Here is a 16,532-nt window from a genome sequence, read left to right as displayed (position 1 = left end):
GATAATGTCCGACAGAAGCTTTGGAATTGCTGTCTCGCAGCTGTTTTCAGACACAAAAAAACCCGCTGACATCAGCGGGTTCAGATTTCACAACATCAACAGCAATCAGAGTTCAAAGCGATCCAGATTCATCACTTTGGTCCAGGCGGCCACAAAGTCTTTGACGAATTTTTCACGGGCGTCGCTGCTGGCGTAAACTTCCGCCGAGGCGCGTAACACCGCGTTGGAGCCGAACACCAGATCGGCGCGGGTCGCGGTGTAGCGGGTTTCACCGCTGACGCGATCGCGTCCGATAAAGGACTCGTTGCTCGCATCGGCAGCCTTCCACTCGGTGCGCATATCCAGCAGATTGACAAAGAAGTCCGTGTTCAGCGAACCCACTCTGTCCGTGAAAATACCGTGCTGGCTGCCATCGAAATTAGCGCCCAGAGCACGCATCCCGCCCACCAGTACCGTTAACTCCGGCACGGTCAGGGTCAGCTGCTGCGCCTTGTCGATCAGCAGGTTTTCGGTGGTGGTTTTGCCGAAGCCGGTGCCGTAGTTACGGAAACCATCGGCACGCGGTTTCAGCAGGTTGAACGACTCAATGTCGGTCTGATCCTGACGCGCATCGACACGTCCTGGCGTAAAGGGCACATCAACGGTCACGCCTGCCGCTTTCGCCGCCTGCTCAACCCCGACCACACCGGCCAGCACAATCACATCCGCCAGCGAAGCCTTGTTCACTTCACGCTGAACCGCTTCCAGCGTCGGCAGCACGCGCGCCGCAACGGCGTTAACGTCCCACTCGCGCTGCGGCAGCAGTGCCAGTCGGGCACCGTTGGCACCACCCCGTTTGTCGCCACCGCGGAAGGTTGACGCCGAGGCCCAGGCAACGGAAACCAGCTCGCTGACGCTGAGGCCGGATGCGGCAATCTTCTCTTTCAGCTGCGCGATATCCGCGACGGTCGGATGATAAACCGGTGCAGGCAGCGGATCCTGCCAGATCAGATCTTCCTGTGGTACTTCAGGTCCGATGTAGCGCGCTTTCGGCCCCATATCACGATGCGTCAGCTTAAACCATGCACGGGCAAACGCTTCGTTGAACGCCTGCGGGTCGTTGAGGAAGCGACGCGAAATTTTTTCAAATTCCGGATCAAAACGCAGCGTCAGGTCGGTCACCAGCATGGTCGGCTTGTGTTTTTTCGCCGTGTCAAAGGCATCCGGGATAATTTCCGGCGCATTGACCGCTTCAAACTGGATAGCGCCTGCCGGGCTGCGCGTCTGCACCCACTCATATTTGAACAGGTTCTCGAAGAAATAGTTACTCCACTGGGTAGGCGTCTGCGACCAGATCACTTCCAGGCCAGAGGTAATCGCATCGGCACCTACGCCGCTGCCGTGGCTGTTAACCCAGCCCAGACCCTGCGCTTCAATCGGAGCGGTTTCCGGATCGACACCGACATGGCTGGCCGGAGCGGCACCGTGGGTTTTACCCAGCGTATGGCCACCCGCAATCAGTGCCACGATCTCTTCGTCGTTCATGCCCATGTTGCCAAAGGTGGCACGAATGGCCGGGGCGGCAGAGGCGGGATCGCCACTGTGTTCCGGGCCTTCCGGGTTCACGTAGATCAGACCCATCTCGGTCGCGCCAAGCGGTGACTGCGCCAGCGATTCCGGATGACGGTGTTCCAGCCAGGTCGCTTCTTCGCCCCAGTTCACATCCATATCCGGTTCCCAGACATCTTCACGTCCGGCACCAAAGCCAAAGGTGCGGAAGCCGGAATTTTCCAGCGCGACGTTACCCGCCAGGATGTAGAGGTCGGCCCAGGAGATCTTCTGACCATACTTCTGTTTTACCGGCCACAGCAGGCGACGGGCTTTATCCAGGCTGACGTTGTCCGGCCAGGAGTTTAACGGAGCGAAACGTTGCTGACCACGACCTGAACCACCACGTCCGTCCACGGAGCGATAGGTTCCGGCGCTGTGCCAGGCCATACGAATAAAGAGACCGATATAGCTGCCCCAGTCAGCGGGCCACCAGGCCTGTGACTCCGTGAGCAACCCTTTGATGTCCGCTTTCAGCGCTGAGTAGTCTAATTTTGCAAATTCTTTGCGGTAATCGAAGGATTCATCAAGGGGGTTTGAACGGGATGAGTGCTGATTCAGCAGGTCAACGCGCAGCTGATTAGGCCACCAGTCACGGTTCGTTGTTCCGCCGCCCGGCGCCTGATTTGGCTGCGCTGACTTCCCTGCATGAAAGGGGCATTTGCCCGCTGGTGCTTCACGGTCAGCTTCACGGTCGGCTTCGACGATTGGCTTTGCATCTTTTGCATCTTCATCAATGGAATTGCTCATGGTCACACCTCTTTTTGTATTTTCATCGCTACTCTATAGAGGATTTTCAGGCAGGCACACCTGTCTTATCCTATATGATTGATAGCTTATCCCTTTGAATAAGGTCTTATTTAACAGCTCCCAACGATGGCAAACGGCTGTTATCCGCGTCACCTTCAGCGAAACGACACCGTTCTTCATCAGACTATTCTGACAAGCCGCGTTTAACAACCGGCTGGTGAAAGAGTTGCTGACCGGTGACGCAATCCGGTGAATAAAGCGTGCGTGATCTGTTGCCAGAACAGCCTGGAAAAGGCGTGGGGATACTGAGAAAAAAGAACAGGCAGAGCGGAAGAGAAAAGAGGTGGGGCTGACGAGGGGATCGGATCAGGGATAAAACCGCAGCGCCCTCCGCAGGAGAGCGCTGCCAGTCATTAACGCCAGCCCAGCTCCGGGGCGACGTACTTCAGAATCGCTTCAATCACATGGGCGTTATAAGCCACACCCAGCTGATTTGGCACGGTAAGCAGCAGCGTATCGGCTTCAGCAATCGCCTCATCCTGCGCCAGTTGCTTAATCAATACCTCTGGCTCAGCGGCATAGCTGCGGCCAAAGATGGCGCGGGTTTTCTCATCGAGAAAACCGACAGAGTCACGGTCGTTGCCGCTGCGGCCAAAGTAAGCGCGGTCCATGTCGTTGACCAGCGCAAAGATGCTGCGGCTGACAGAGACACGTGGGGTATGCTGATGCCCCGCCGCTTTCCAGGCTTCACGATAGGCGCGGATCTGCTTCGCCTGCTGAATGTGGAACGGCTCGCCCGTTTCATCATCTTTCAGCGTCGAACTCTGCAGGTTCATGCCCATTTTCGCCGCCCACTCCGCCGTTGCGTTGGAGCCGGAGCCCCACCAGATACGGTCGCGTAACCCTTCAGACAGCGGCTCCGGGCGCAGCAGACCTGGCGGGTTCGGGAACATTGGCTGAGGGTTCGGCTTAGCAAAGCCTTCTCCGCGCAGCACCTCCAGAAACTCCTCGGTGTGACGACGGCCCATATCGGCATCGCTTTCCCCTGGTTTAGGTTCAAAACCAAAGTAGCGCCAGCCATCAATCACCTGCTCCGGTGAGCCGCGGCTCAGACCGAGCTGCAGACGACCGTTGGAGATCAGATCGGCCGCGCTGGCATCTTCCACCATATAGAGCGGGTTTTCGTAACGCATGTCGATTACGCCAGTGCCGATCTCAATCCGGCTGGTGCGTGCCGCGACCGCCGCCAGCAGCGGAAACGGTGAGCTGAGCTGACGAGCAAAGTGGTGGACACGGAAGTAAGCGCCATCGGCACCCAGCTCTTCCGCGGCAACCGCTAAGTCGATCGACTGCAGTAATACATCCTGCGCCGTGCGGGTGGCTGACTGTGAAGAGGGGGTCCAGTGACCAAAAGATAAGAAGCCGATATTTTTCATCTGTCATTCTCCTGACGGGATAAACGCCCGTGGATGTAAGGCAATTTCTGATAGGCAAAGGTTACGCCCTCCGCGCCACAACTGATAGTCAATATCTTTCAGCGCTATATTCAGGAATTTCGACATAGCCAGGCTGATTATCTGCTTTGCTTATTTATCCCCTGGTGCAGCCCGATCTTCGCGCGGGGGGACTACCCTATCCTGACCGGGAGAAACCTGATGACTAACCGGCTCGCGCTGCCCATGTACGCGATTCACCCGCCTGCCACCCGGGCGCTGATGCAGGCCATTAAGACGCTGCTGGCGCGGCGCGGCATAGAAACGCAGCCGGTCTGGCCTGACGACCTGCAGGCACACTGGCAGGATGCGCATCTGCTGCTGAGTCAGACCTGTGGCTATCCACTGGTCACCCGGCTTACCGCGGTCCAGCCTGTCGGCACCTTTCACTATCGGGCGCCCGGCTGCAGCGGTCGCGACTACCGCAGCTGGCTGGTGGCGCGGGATAAACAGGCGACGCTGACCGATTTCAACGGTCAGCGGGCGGTGGCGAACAGCCTGGACTCTCACTCCGGCTATAACGCACTGCGGTTTGTCGCGGCGCGTCAGGGCGTCACCTTTTCTCAGCTCATCCTGAGCGGGGGGCATCGCCGGTCGCTGGCTGCGTTGCAGCAAGGCGATGCCGATATTGCTGCGATCGACTGCGTCAGCTGGGCGCTGCTGGCGCGTTATGAACCGGAAGCACTGGATGGCCTGCATATTATCGGTGAAACACCCCTGGCACCCGGACTGCCGCTGATCACGGCAGCGTCAACCTCCTCCACCCGGCTGGCACATCTCCGGCTGGCGCTGCATCAACTGGTGCAGGAGACGGCCTGGCGTGGCGTCTGCGACGACAATCTGATCGGCGGATTCAGCCCGGCAGAGCGGGACGATTATCAGATTGTGCTGGACTGGGAGCATGACGCGGCTGCGCAGGGCCTCCCCCGGCTTTAACGTTTTATACCCTTCCGGCCCGCCGCTCCGTCAGCGGAAGCCCTGCTCTGCCCTTTGGTGACGACCCGCATCGATCCTTTCCTGCTGACGTCAGCACTGGTAAGCCCGCTCACACCGCTTTAAGGTAGAGGTTTTCAGCAACGGGAGATGCAGATGCGCATTCTGATGGCAGGAGCCGGCGCGACCGGCGGATATTTTGGTGCCCGACTGGCTCAGGCGGGTCAGGACGTCACGTTTCTGGTGCGCGAACGCCGTTTTCAGCAGCTGCAGACGAATGGGCTGGTGTTAAAGACGCCGCAGGGAACGGAAAAGCTGGAGCCGCAGCTGATTCAGGCCGGCTCGCTGAGCGGCCACTATGACCTGATCATGATTACCGTAAAGAGTTTTGCGCTTGAACAGCTCATGGAGGATATCGCGCCTGCGGTCGGCCCTGACACGCTGATCATGCCGATTCTCAATGGGATGCGACACATCGCGACACTGCAGCAGCGTTTCGGTGACGATAAGGTGATAGGCGGCCTGTGCAAAATCAACGCCACGCTGGGTGAGAGCGGTGAAGTGATCCAGATGACACCGCTGCATCAGCTTTACTACGGTGCGCTGGATGGTAATAACGATGCGCGCCTGCAGCGGGTTGACGCCGCCCTGCGCACCGGTCAGGTCGATAACCGCTTCAGCGATAACATTATGGATGAGCTGTGGGAGAAGTGGCTGCTGCTGAGTACGCTCGGAGCGGTCTGCTGCCTGGCGCGTGGCGATACACAGCAAATCCTGACCACCCGCGGCGGCGAAGCGCTGCTGCAGGGGATCTTCAGCGAGATTCTGGCGGTGATTTCCGCCGAAGGGTATCAGCCGCGTCCGGCCGTCACCGCCCGCATTTTTGAACTGCTGAATAACCCGGAGACCCCGATGACCTCCTCGATGTATCGTGACCTGACTCAGGGATTTGATATCGAAGCCGATCAGGTGATCGGTGACCTGCTGCTGCGGGCAAAACGAAAAGGTCTGATGACTCCGCTGCTTAACGCGGTCGATGTGAATCTGCAGGTCTATCTGCAGCAGCGCTAAGTCGGATAGCGGTAATCCGTTCTGACCGGGGCCGCATGGGTCCCGGCTGGCAAAAGAGTGAATGTGTAATGAGCAGCAGCAGAGTGGCAGGAAATTTTGTTACACTCGGCGCTTCATCTTTTGGAGAGTGCAATGACTTCCCGCTCCGTGACCCTTGATGATGTCGCGCAACTGGCCGGCGTCTCATACCAAACCGTTTCACGTGTTTTAAACCGTTCTGAACAGGTGTCAGCCCGCACGCGGGAAAAGGTTGAGGCGGCGATGCAGCAGCTCAATTATGTGCCTAATCGCGTGGCACAGCAGCTGGCAGGCAAGGCGACGCGCACGCTGGGTCTGGCCACCAGCGATCTGGCGCTGATGGCACCGGCTCAGATCGCCTCGGCGATCCAGCAACGGGCCGCCGCCGCGGGGTATCATCTGGTGATTGCGATGGAGAGCGGTCATGATGCGGCCGCTACCGTGAATGAACTGCTGGCGCAGCGGGTCGACGGACTGCTAATCAACCTGCCGCTGGCGGCGGATGAGGCGCAGCAGATTCAGCTGTTGTGTGGCAGTAAGCCGGTGCTGTTTCTGGATGTCGAACCGCGTGCCGCGGTGGCGCAGTGTCAGTATCCGAACGCCTCCGGCGCGCGTGCCGCGGTTGAACATCTGGTGGCGCTGGGTCATCGCCGGATTGGCCTGCTCAACGGGCCGCTGCGGTCGGTCTCGGCGCGTCAGCGTGAAGCGGCCTGGCTTCAGGCGCTGGCTGACCATCAGCTTACCCCGCACTGCTCTCTGCGCGGCGACTGGAGCGCGCAGTCGGGCTATCAGGCGCTGATGTCGCAGCTGCCGGACGCCCTGCCCCAGGCACTGCTGGTGGCGAACGATCAGATGGCGCTGGGTGCCATGCGGGCGTTGCATCAGTATGGCGTGGCGATTCCGGGCGAGATCTCAGTGATTGGTTATGATGACACTGCGGAAAGTGCCTGGTATCAGCCGCCGCTGACCACGGTGCGCCAGGATTTGCATTATCTGGGCGCGCAGAGCGTTGAGCGGATGCTGGCCCGTCTGCGCGGCGAAGAGGTTTCTGACGCTGCGCTGGAAACCACGCTGGTTATCCGGGAAACCACCGCCCCGCCAGCCGATAACCCGCTTGATTTAGTCGCGCTGTCCCAGCAGCTCCAGGCGATCGCCCGTCGGCTGGCCGGCCAGTAGCACCAGGCTTTCCCGGCCGCCATAAAAAAAACCCGCGCCACCGGGGTGGATGCGGGTCATCTTCAGTAACCGGAGCCGCTGCGCTCCGTTATCGGCTATCAGGCTTTCGGATGTTCACCCACGCCCATGGCTTTGATCTTTTTCGACAGCTCGCGACGCTCTTTCGAGAGGTCGGCGTTTTTGATGATGTACTCATCCACGCGATCTTCATAATCCACGCGCATGCTGGCGATGATCTCCTGAATAGCCTCAACGCTCATGCCCGGCTTGATGTATTCGCTCAGGTTGTCGAGCAGCAGAACGCGCTTCTGGTTGTCACGAATTTTCTTCTCGTTGTCGACAATTTCACGCTGCAGTTTGTTTTTGCGGCGGAACATACGCACGAACTCCAGTACGTCCTGAAATGACTGCTTGGCATTTTCCATGATGGCACCTTTCTTTAAGCCTGCTGACGCAGGGAGAGAGTCAAAACGATCAGCTTAGCGGCTAGCCCGCCAGGTAAGCAATTTTCACAGCTAAATTCAGACTGGCTCTTATCTTAGCGCAAAGAAACCCCGTTTCACATTAAGTCATTGTCTGAGGTGATTATTTGCGCAGCGCCATCCGCATCAGATCGGTCATCCGCTCCAGCTGTTTCGCCAGTTCCAGCGTCAGCCAGACGTAGCCGTAGATCGGCGTCTCCTCCAGCGCGTCGCTGCCCGCCTCCGCAATCAGACGCCGCAGTTCATCACTGATTTCAGTCAGTTCGTGACTGTTGGCGACCACCTCTTCCGTTTCCCCCTCGATTGCCATGACGGACAGCGCCCGCAGGGTGTTCTCGGTCATCTGCTGGGTGCGGCGTAAGGCGGGTGCGTTGAGCATAATCAGGTGGCTTTCACGCGACGCCCACCAGGCATTAATCTGCATCTCAATGGTGTAAACCATATTACGGTTAATGGTCTGAATGGCTTCAAGCACCGACTTCGGGATGCGCGTCTCTTTGCTGGACGGCTCCAGCAGCGCCCGCATTTTGATGACGCTGCTCAGCAGCTTGCCCAGCGGCTTGTTAAGGCGCGGCTTTTCGACCAGATTGGGTGAGAAACCGGCGTGGTAGATTTTTGCCATCTCCGCCAGCGTGTCAGAGAGCTGGATGCGCCAGTGGGTATAGGCGCGCTGCGCCCAGATGGCGGTGAACAGCAGCGCCATCAGCGACCCCAAAATCACATCCCCGCCGCGCCACAGCGCCATCGTGAAGTCACCGGTCGGTGCCCCGACGACGACGCTGAGCGTAATCCCGATCAGCAACGCCATATAGGGGTGCTTGCCCAGCGTCAGGAAACCACTGATGAACATGATCATGCCGCACCAGGCCAGCATCATCGGCATGGAGATCAGCTCCAGCTTCAGCGCAATCAGACCGGAAATCGAGCCGGCTACGGTGCCGCTGATGCGCTGCAGGGCGCGTGGAAAGACGTTTCCCCACGTAGAGATGGGCCCCATCACCACCACCAGCGTAATCAGGGGCCAGGTGCCTTCAGGGATATGAGTGGCCCGGACAAAGATAAAGCAGAGCAAAAAGGCGATGGCAATGCGCACGCCATGGACGGCGCGATAGTGACGGTAAAACCAGAATTCCAGTTTTGAAATGGGTTTATCAGAACGCAAAGTGACTTTCCGGTTGCGGGATTATGTTGTCGCTATCTTAACCCCGAACGGGGTTCAGGCTTAGCCTGCGCCCGCTATTTCCAGACCATTTTGACGTTATCTTACAAATATCAACATCCGGCTCACATTGCCGCCCGTAAATTAAAAACAATTTATTACTGCTCGTTAACTTTGACGGACGCCGGATCAGACGGGAAGCTGCTCCCCTGTAAAAACGGGCAACTCAGAGGCTGCCCGTTTCAGTGGTGACCCATTGACCGATCAGAACTTCTGTTTGAGATAGTCGGTCAGGCGGGTGATGACACCGGCGGGTTCAACCGCACTCAGCGCCACCAGCGGATAGTGGGCGATCTCCTGATCTTTATCCATCACCTGAATTTCACCGATCACCTCATTGGCTTTCAGCGGCGCTTCCAGATCTTTGCGGTCGATGACATATTTCGCTTTCACGTTCTGGACTTCACTGCGCGGCAGCGACAGATAGATATCCTCTGCAGTGCCGACCTCGACCTGATGCGGATTGCCGTACCAGACGTTTTCGCTGCCAATCTTCTTACCGGCGTGGAACAGCTGAACGGTATCGAAGGTGTTCTGGCCCCAGACCAGCAGTTTACGTGCCTGCTCTTCACGCCCTTTCGCGCTTTTCCCGCCCATTACGACAGCAATCAGGCGATGCTTACCCACCACGTTGGAGGCGATGATGTTAAACCCGGCCGTTTCGGTGTGGCCGGTTTTCAGCCCGTCGACATGCAGGTTATTGTCCCACAGCAGACCATTACGGTTGTTCTGGGTGATGCCATTCCAGGTCAGGGTCTTCTCACTGTACATCGCGTAGAAGTCAGGCTCACCGTCAATAATCGCGCGGGAGAGTTTCGCCATATCCAGTGCGCTGGAGTACTGACCCGGCGCATCCAGACCGTGCACCGTTTCAAAATGGGTATTCTGCAGGCCGAGTTTCTCAACATAGTGATTCATCATGCCGACGAAATTTGCTTCGCTGCCTGCGACATAATCGGCCAGGGCCACGCAGGCGTCATTCCCGGAATCAATGATGACCCCGCGGCTTAAATCCCGGACGCTCAGCTTATCGCCGGGCTTCAGGAACATCAGCGAGGAGCCTTTGAACACCGGATTTCCCGCCGCCCACGCATCTTTTCCCACCGTAACCATGTCGTCACGGCTGATTTTCTTCTGGTCAATGGCGCGGTCGACCACATAGCCGGTCATCAGTTTGGTCAGGCTGGCGGGATTGCGGCGCTCATCGGGATTACCGGCAGTCAGAACCTGCCCGGTCATGGCATCCATCAGCACCCAGGAAGCGGCATCAATCGCCGGCGGCGTCACAGGAAACGGGATCGCATCGGCCTGTGCCAGCGAGGCCCAAAAAACAGTAGCGGTAACGGTGAACAGCAGACGCCTTTTCAACACTTCATCCTTAATTACACGGGAGAGAAAATTTCTAAAACGAAACGGAAACAGCCGCACGTTTTACGGCAAAAGCGTTGTGAAGGTTTGAATAAATTGAAAAAAAGTATGAACCGGCGTGCCTCTGCGTTATTCGGGACAGCCCTTAACTTCTGACGCGTGACAATAGGGTTTGCCATAGAGACAGGCCCGGAACCGCTAAAGTGGTTCGGTCACGCTGAATCATCAAGGCGTGTAACAGACAACGATCTTCACTCACCCTGCTGCGTGCAGAGGCGCAGAGAGCGGATAGAAATACGGGAGTATCTCACTTCAAATCTTATGCTTACCTCTGATTCCCTTAATTGCGCAGAACATAGGTGCAGTTATTTTAAAAGTATTGACAGCCCGTATCAGATCACTTTTCTGTTTACAATATAACCTGAAGACCTTATTTATAGTGTGGGTAATTACTTTGCTATAGGCAGGTGGCAGCCAGAGATTTATCCGGTGAGTAATTAACTCTCACTTTTTGCTAAGGGATTGAGCATGGCACTACATGGAAAAATGATTCTCAATGGCGCTGATTACGCGCCATTTAATCTGTACGGCGTTGGGGTTTTTATGGCGCACTCCGGGCTGGGCGTCTATCGAAACAATGCGAATTGCGCAGCTATTCCAGACGTTGGCCCCACGCCTCCCGGTAAATACTGGATTGTTGATCGCAGAGAAGGTAACTGGTTCTCTCAAAAAAAAGCAGAAATCCATGATGGACTGAATAAGCTGGTGGGTCGTCGAGAGTTCGGCAGAACTGATTGGTTTGCTCTCTGGCGCGATGACTGGGCGATAGATGATTATACATGGATAGAGGGGGTTAAGCGGGGAAATTTCCGGCTCCATCCAGGAACCGTGTCTAAGGGCTGCATTACCATTGCACACAATTCAGATTTTGCAATGATCAGAAATGCTCTGATGAATACTTCTCTTATTTCTGTTCCCTGTAAACGGTCACTTATGGCACGCGGCTGGGTGGAGGTGGTGGCCGGTGGCTATAAAAAAATTTGCCCGTAATTTTGTCAGATTAGCTTATTTTGTAGTGCTGTTTTATTGCACTGGCCATGGTTTGCCTTCGCCAGAATGTTACATTGACTATGAAATGGCCAGGAAATTAGCATTAATTATCAATGATAATGAAAATGCTGATTCTATATATGATGCCTATTCATATATAGACTTATTTATAATACTGACTATCAGCACTCTTTTTTATATCGTAACAATGAAGTTAATCAGAAGATTAAGGAGCACTTAGAATGCCAATTCCTCCCTATATGTGGCTTAAGGACGACGACGGCGCAGATATTAAAGGTTCCGTTGACGTGCAAGATCGTGATGGTAGTATCGAAATTATCGGGCTCAGCCACGGTATAAATCTGGCTGCAGACAGCGCAAACGGTAAAATAACGGGTACGCGGCAGCATTCACCCATGATGATTGAAAAAGAGGTTGATAGCTCTACGCCCTATCTCTACATTCCTCTTTTATGATTACGAAACAGTGACCACATCAAACTGATTTTGAATGATAATTTTTCGGTCAAATAAAACCTGGTACACATATTGTTACGCATTCAAATGTGTTTGATCGGTAGACCAACCTGCCCCATTTTTAGAAGATGGGATGTAATGGCTCACAACAGCCAAAATCCTGGCCATAACGTTTACAGGCTGCCATATAACACGACAATTAATTCTTTACTGATTAGGCTTTCCCCTTTAAGTTGTATGGACATAGGGAGAAAATTAACCAAAAGGAATGGGCCATGCACTATAGTAAAGAAATTATTTCTTATTTACAGTTAAATAACATCCTCGCGTCAAAACTTGATCACGCATTGATCGGCGTTAGATACGCGGTTGCCAACCAATTTGATATGATAGGAGCAGGTGCGCAGCGCGCATTATACTATACATCTTGTCTTACAAAAGAATATCAGGATGTTTGCCAACAGCAAAAAAACGAGGACATAAGGTTCATTAAAAGTGTAAATAAGATTTTAAGCCATAGCGACACTATCATTGAAATGCTTGAAATCTATTTTGAATCGATATTTAGACTTAGGAATAACAGTCGGATAGATCACATTAAAAAATCACTAACGGCAGTAAATATACATATAGCAGCCAGTAATTTAACTCAGCACGGGTTTGCTTTAGCGGTAACGGCTTTTGTCGCTGCTGGCATGAAACTGAGTATTGATATGAGTATATTGATGGGAAATAGGGCTGCCACTGCTGTTGCTATTCCTGGAATGTATGGGATAGTTCAGAAAGCAGCTGATTGCGCAAATCGCCTCAATTATGTATTGCCTGAATATTACGCTGCTTTATATGCCAATGAACTGGAAATGATGTATTTTTTGATCGATCCTTTATTTGAAACATCAGGGGCACTCAGAAGTCCACACCCGTCTGATGATGAAATCTCTAATATAATTAATAATATGATCCGGTAATTAATTTATGAAATATTACATATTTAGGTTTATCAGAAGAATCTTTAAATCAATGAATGCGGTTTATGGGCCGCCTCTTCTTGTTCTTGTATTTGCAATGATCTATGTAAAAACACTTCCAGACGGGCCGTACTGGCCTATACCTATATTCGTATTGTTAGTAATAATATTCTTTCCAAAAATTTTCAAATAATGACATTTTTCCTCAAATTAACTTTCAAAGAAATAATATGTCTACTCCAGCACATTTATGGTTACGTTTTCAGGCTGCTGCATAACGCAAGCAACGAGTTGTTTACTAATTGGCCTTTTCCGTTTAATTTATATGGACACAGAGCATAACTTAACCAAAAGGAAATGGGCATGCATTACAACAGAGAAATTATTAATTATTTACAGTCAAATAACATCCTCGCGTCAAAACTTGATCACGCATTTATCGGCGTTAGAAACGCGGTTGCCAACCAATTCCATTTGATAGGATCAGGTGCGCAGCGCGCATTATATTATTCGTCGTGTTTCACGCAAGATTACCAGGACGTTTGCCGACAACAGAAAACAGAAGATTTAAGATTAAAGCGAGGCGTAGAGCATCTTTTCGAACATGGCAACTTAGCATATGACATGCTGAAATTATATTTTGAAGAAATATTCCGTCATAAAACAAATGATCAATTGGAATATATTAAAAAAGGCTTGATGGCGGTTAACGTTCATATCGCCGCCAGCCATCTGACAAGTGCAGGAATGGCATTAGCTGCAGCTACTACTGTTGCTGTTGGATTGAATTTAAGCCTAAATATGAGCGCGTTAATTGGTGGGAAAACTGCCGGCCTCACTGGAATTGCGGGTATTTATGGAGTAGTCCAAAAAGCTGCAGATAGCGCACGCCGCCTGCATTATACTGCACCTGATTATTATGCCGCGCTATATACCCAAGAACTGGAAATGATGTTTTTCCTGATCGAGCCTTTATTTGATAGAGCGCAGGTTTTTAATAAAGGAACATCAGATAAGGATATAATCAACATCGTCAGAAAGATGATCGGGTGATTATAAAAATGAAAAATATAATTAAATTACTTATAAAGAGAATTTTCAAAACCTCACTCACATATTATGGCCCAGCCGCATTAACAATAATTTTTTCATTCACATTTCTACATTTTTTCCCCGACGGCCCATTATGGCCCATACCAGTATTTATCGCATTGATAATAATCTTCGTTAAATGGTAAATTATAAATCAATATTTAGAAGGAACTAAAATGACCCCAGCGCATTTATGGCTTGAAGATGAAAAAGGTTCACCAACCGCAGGTAGTTGCCCAATGCCATTAAGGTCAGGCTCAATCGAGTTAAAATCATTCTCACACGGCGTAACTATCCCTGTAGAGCCCAACTGGGGAAAATTAACAGGTACGCGTGTGCACAGTCCCATCACAATAGTCAAAGAATTTGATCAAACAACTCCGCTGCTCTACAGGGCAGTCTGTGAAGGCCGGACAATGAAGAAAGGCACTATCAGAATGTATCGCATTCTGGAATCCGGGATCGAAGCCGAATATTTCAATATCATTCTTGAAAATGTCAAATTTACGACAGTCGCACCCTACCTTTCCCCCAATGGGTTGAGCAGCACGCATCCTGAAACGCTGGAATTGCGCTATGAGGCAATCACATGGAAATACATTGACGGCAATATTATTTACCGCGATACATGGAATCAGCTAGCCACATATTAAAATAAAAAAAGCCCGGTGAATGCCGGGCTGGTATCGGACAAAGGAAACCAAATAATCACGCGATAAAACTATCATTGACAATATTATTAATGGTTTTATAAACAATTCCCCGGTCTGCTATCCCATCAGCAACGGTATTTTCAGCAACTTCCAGCGTCATGGCCGCGCGTTCGCGCTGCGCCTGCACCCAGCGACGTATATCCATCACAACACGATAAATACGTCGCGGCGGGTGCCATAGGCTGCACGGCCCAGGATACGACCACTGCGCCTCCCGTCACCAGGTGCGCAACTCCCTGTTATGGGCCAGATACGTCAGCAGTTGGCGTATCTGGCTGTACAAAGCTGGTCACGCCTGTACTGCCCGGACGTGATTTTAGGCGTTGGGAACCAGCCTGAACTCAACCGCTGTGGTTTACCATTCCACCTGTAGCGATACTGAAACAGGATCACGCCCTTTGGCGATATGTGTCCCCAGCCCATCAGGATCTGAAATTTCAGCCGGGCCGGATTATGGTTTACCATGTAGGGAGCGTAATTAAGGGTCACTCAGCGCCTTAATAATTTCTGGTACAGAGCAAAATGTGCTTCTGGTACGCATCCGGAACACGATGTTGCCGGTATAACAGCGAACAGCAACGAAAGGCAAATGTGAACAAAGCCAGGCAATGAAATGATGAAAATTTTTTTAAATCAGCAAGTTAATGAAAAATGACGAACGGTAACGCACATTGAAAAACGACCCCGGACAACCTACCTTCCTCTTTCACGATTACGAGACCTTCGGCACCAGCCCGTCTCGCGACCGCCCTGCTCAGTTTGCCGGGCTGCGCACTGACAGTGACTTTAATCCGGTGGGTGAACCCGAAGTCTTCTACTGCCGTCTGCCTGATGACTATCTGCCGCAGCCCGAAGCGGTGATGATTACCGGTATCACGCCTCAGGTGGCGATGACGCGCGGCGTGAATGAAGCGGAGTTTGCTGAACGTATCCATTCCCTGTTTACCACGGAACAAACCTGTGTGGTGGGCTACAACAACGTGCGCTTCGACGATGAAGTCACGCGCAATATTTTCTATCGCAACTTCTACGATCCCTATGGCTGGAGCTGGCAGAATGGCAATTCCCGCTGGGACCTGCTCGACGTGATGCGTGCCTGCTATGCGCTGCGGCCGGATGGCATCAACTGGCCGGAGAATGAGGAAGGCTTTCCCAGTTTCCGGCTGGAGCATCTGACCAAAGCCAACGGTGTGGCGCATGAAAATGCGCATGATGCGATGTCGGATGTGTACGCCACGCTGGCGATGGCGAAGCTGGTGAAAGAGAAGCAGCCAAAGCTGTTTGAGTTTTTGTTCACCCATCGTAACAAGAACAAGCTGATGACGCTGATCGACATCCCGCAGATGAAGCCGCTGGTGCATGTCTCAGGTATGTTCGGTGCCGCGCGCGGGAATACCAGCTGGATTGTGCCGCTGGCCTGGCATCCCGATAACCGGAATGCGCTGATCGTGGTGGATCTGGCGGGTGATATGTCACCGCTGCTGGAACTGGATGCCGCTGCACTGCGTGAGCGTCTCTATACGCCGAAAAACGATCTCGGCGATCTGCCTGCCGTGCCGGTTAAACTGGTGCATATCAATAAGTGTCCGGTACTGGCCCCGGCCAGCACGCTGCGCCCGGAAGATGCTGCCCGGCTGGGCATCGATCGTCAGCACTGTCTGGCGAATCTGGCCCTGCTGCGCCAGCAGCCCGACGTGCGGGAGAAACTGGTGACGCTGTTTGCCGAAGCCGAGCCGTTTACGCCATCAGACGACGTAGACACGCAACTCTATGATGGCTTCTTCAGTGATGCGGATCGCGCGGGGATGAACATCATCCGCCAGACCGCCCCGGCGAATCTGCCTGCGCTGGACCTGACCTTCGAGAGTGCGCGGGTGGCGAAACTGCTGTTCCGCTACCGGGCGCGTAACTTCCCCGGCACGCTGGATGATGCCGAGCAGCAGCGCTGGCTGCAGCATCGGCGTGAAGTGCTTAACAGCGATCGGGTGCAGGCGTTTATGCAGGAGCTGGAGTCGCTCGCCAGTCTGCATGAAGCCGATGCGGAAAAACTCGGACAGCTGAAAGCGCTCTATCTCTACGCGCAGGATCTGGTCTCCTGAATCCTGAATGCCGCCCGGCATCCTCTGCCGGGTCTGG

General features: G+C 53.3%; 14 protein-coding genes and 3 pseudogenes. 10 read left to right on the top strand and 7 right to left on the bottom strand.

Going from position 1 to position 16,532, the window contains the following annotated elements:
• Positions 1–105 precede the first annotated feature (105 nt).
• Together katG and OXR04_RS01315 are read right to left on the bottom strand one after the other, a co-directional pair.
• Entirely contained in the window at positions 106–2,337 is a 2,232-nt protein-coding gene (katG, locus tag OXR04_RS01320) for a catalase/peroxidase HPI (RefSeq protein ID WP_261766077.1), read from the bottom strand.
• Positions 2,338–2,750: 413 nt separating this feature from the next.
• Positions 2,751–3,773, bottom strand: a complete 1,023-nt coding sequence (locus tag OXR04_RS01315; RefSeq protein ID WP_046102167.1) for an LLM class flavin-dependent oxidoreductase — start codon at positions 3,771–3,773, stop codon at positions 2,751–2,753.
• A gap of 219 nt (positions 3,774–3,992) precedes the next feature.
• Between OXR04_RS01315 and OXR04_RS01310 the strand changes: the two genes are divergently transcribed.
• From OXR04_RS01310 to OXR04_RS01300, 3 genes are all read left to right on the top strand, one after another.
• Positions 3,993–4,766, top strand: coding sequence for a PhnD/SsuA/transferrin family substrate-binding protein (locus OXR04_RS01310; RefSeq protein ID WP_267371491.1), 774 nt, complete (start codon positions 3,993–3,995; stop codon positions 4,764–4,766).
• A gap of 153 nt (positions 4,767–4,919) precedes the next feature.
• On the top strand, positions 4,920–5,834 hold the full coding sequence (locus OXR04_RS01305) for a ketopantoate reductase family protein (RefSeq protein ID WP_267371494.1): 915 nt from the start codon (positions 4,920–4,922) through the stop codon (positions 5,832–5,834).
• 132 nt (positions 5,835–5,966) lie between these two features.
• Positions 5,967–7,028: a LacI family DNA-binding transcriptional regulator gene (locus OXR04_RS01300; RefSeq protein WP_267371496.1), complete on the top strand. Its 1,062-nt coding sequence runs from the start codon at positions 5,967–5,969 to the stop codon at positions 7,026–7,028.
• Between the two features lie 98 nt (positions 7,029–7,126).
• On the opposite strand, the gene tmaR is transcribed toward OXR04_RS01300, so the two are convergent.
• From tmaR to dacD, 3 genes are all read right to left on the bottom strand, one after another.
• On the bottom strand, positions 7,127–7,453 hold the full coding sequence (gene tmaR / locus OXR04_RS01295) for a PTS system regulator TmaR (protein ID WP_004571340.1): 327 nt from the start codon (positions 7,451–7,453) through the stop codon (positions 7,127–7,129).
• A 160-nt stretch (positions 7,454–7,613) separates the two neighbouring features.
• Positions 7,614–8,672 (bottom strand): FUSC family protein, encoded by a 1,059-nt coding sequence (locus tag OXR04_RS01290; RefSeq protein WP_009089353.1) that lies wholly within the window; start codon positions 8,670–8,672, stop codon positions 7,614–7,616.
• A 261-nt stretch (positions 8,673–8,933) separates the two neighbouring features.
• The gene (dacD, locus tag OXR04_RS01285; protein WP_009089351.1) at positions 8,934–10,097 is read right to left on the bottom strand and encodes a serine-type D-Ala-D-Ala carboxypeptidase DacD; all 1,164 of its coding nucleotides are present in this window, start codon (positions 10,095–10,097) and stop codon (positions 8,934–8,936) included.
• Positions 10,098–10,625: 528 nt separating this feature from the next.
• Here dacD and OXR04_RS01280 point away from each other — a divergent pair.
• From OXR04_RS01280 to tssD, 5 genes and pseudogenes are all read left to right on the top strand, one after another.
• The gene (locus OXR04_RS01280) at positions 10,626–11,147 is read left to right on the top strand and encodes a DUF2778 domain-containing protein (RefSeq protein WP_267371515.1); all 522 of its coding nucleotides are present in this window, start codon (positions 10,626–10,628) and stop codon (positions 11,145–11,147) included.
• Between the two features lie 242 nt (positions 11,148–11,389).
• Positions 11,390–11,608: pseudogene (locus OXR04_RS01275) on the top strand (type VI secretion system tube protein Hcp); the annotation flags it as partial.
• Between the two features lie 290 nt (positions 11,609–11,898).
• Positions 11,899–12,591 carry a hypothetical protein gene (locus OXR04_RS01270; protein ID WP_267371518.1) on the top strand — a complete coding sequence of 231 codons (693 nt, stop codon included), beginning with the start codon at positions 11,899–11,901 and terminating at the stop codon, positions 12,589–12,591.
• Positions 12,592–12,954: 363 nt separating this feature from the next.
• A complete protein-coding gene (locus tag OXR04_RS01265) occupies positions 12,955–13,644 on the top strand; it encodes a hypothetical protein (protein ID WP_267371521.1) in 690 nt (229 codons plus the stop codon).
• 215 nt (positions 13,645–13,859) lie between these two features.
• Positions 13,860–14,336 (top strand): type VI secretion system tube protein TssD, encoded by a 477-nt coding sequence (tssD, locus tag OXR04_RS01260; protein ID WP_267371523.1) that lies wholly within the window; start codon positions 13,860–13,862, stop codon positions 14,334–14,336.
• A gap of 55 nt (positions 14,337–14,391) precedes the next feature.
• On the opposite strand, the gene OXR04_RS01255 is transcribed toward tssD, so the two are convergent.
• A complete protein-coding gene (locus tag OXR04_RS01255) occupies positions 14,392–14,541 on the bottom strand; it encodes a hypothetical protein (protein WP_195910796.1) in 150 nt (49 codons plus the stop codon).
• Positions 14,542–14,608: 67 nt separating this feature from the next.
• Here OXR04_RS01255 and OXR04_RS01250 point away from each other — a divergent pair.
• Positions 14,609–14,721 (top strand): annotated as a pseudogene (locus OXR04_RS01250) (enterohemolysin); the annotation flags it as partial.
• Here the strand turns inward: OXR04_RS01250 and OXR04_RS01245 are convergent.
• Positions 14,718–14,937: pseudogene (locus OXR04_RS01245) on the bottom strand (Arm DNA-binding domain-containing protein); the annotation flags it as partial. The pseudogenes OXR04_RS01250 and OXR04_RS01245 sit on opposite strands and share 4 nt — an antisense overlap.
• 130 nt (positions 14,938–15,067) lie before the next feature.
• Here OXR04_RS01245 and sbcB point away from each other — a divergent pair.
• Entirely contained in the window at positions 15,068–16,495 is a 1,428-nt protein-coding gene (gene sbcB, locus OXR04_RS01240) for an exodeoxyribonuclease I (RefSeq protein WP_265138937.1), read from the top strand.
• The last annotated feature ends 37 nt before the right edge of the window (positions 16,496–16,532 follow it).

Origin of the sequence: Pantoea sp. GM_Pan_3 (assembly GCF_026541045.1) — a bacterium.
GTDB lineage: Bacteria > Pseudomonadota > Gammaproteobacteria > Enterobacterales > Enterobacteriaceae > Pantoea > Pantoea anthophila.
This window is presented reverse-complemented; position numbering and strand designations above follow the sequence as displayed.

Excerpts from the sequence above, each read along its gene's own strand:
- katG (WP_261766077.1), bottom strand. The coding sequence starts at position 2,337 with ATGAGCAATTCCATTGATGAAGATGCAAAAGATGCAAAGCCAATCGTC.
- OXR04_RS01315 (WP_046102167.1), bottom strand. The coding sequence starts at position 3,773 with ATGAAAAATATCGGCTTCTTATCTTTTGGTCACTGGACCCCCTCTTCA.
- OXR04_RS01310 (WP_267371491.1), top strand. The coding sequence starts at position 3,993 with ATGACTAACCGGCTCGCGCTGCCCATGTACGCGATTCACCCGCCTGCC.
- OXR04_RS01305 (WP_267371494.1), top strand. The coding sequence starts at position 4,920 with ATGCGCATTCTGATGGCAGGAGCCGGCGCGACCGGCGGATATTTTGGT.
- OXR04_RS01300 (WP_267371496.1), top strand. The coding sequence starts at position 5,967 with ATGACTTCCCGCTCCGTGACCCTTGATGATGTCGCGCAACTGGCCGGC.
- tmaR (WP_004571340.1), bottom strand. The coding sequence starts at position 7,453 with ATGGAAAATGCCAAGCAGTCATTTCAGGACGTACTGGAGTTCGTGCGT.
- OXR04_RS01280 (WP_267371515.1), top strand. The coding sequence starts at position 10,626 with ATGGCACTACATGGAAAAATGATTCTCAATGGCGCTGATTACGCGCCA.
- OXR04_RS01270 (WP_267371518.1), top strand. The coding sequence starts at position 11,899 with ATGCACTATAGTAAAGAAATTATTTCTTATTTACAGTTAAATAACATC.
- OXR04_RS01265 (WP_267371521.1), top strand. The coding sequence starts at position 12,955 with ATGCATTACAACAGAGAAATTATTAATTATTTACAGTCAAATAACATC.
- tssD (WP_267371523.1), top strand. The coding sequence starts at position 13,860 with ATGACCCCAGCGCATTTATGGCTTGAAGATGAAAAAGGTTCACCAACC.
- OXR04_RS01255 (WP_195910796.1), bottom strand. The coding sequence starts at position 14,541 with ATGGATATACGTCGCTGGGTGCAGGCGCAGCGCGAACGCGCGGCCATG.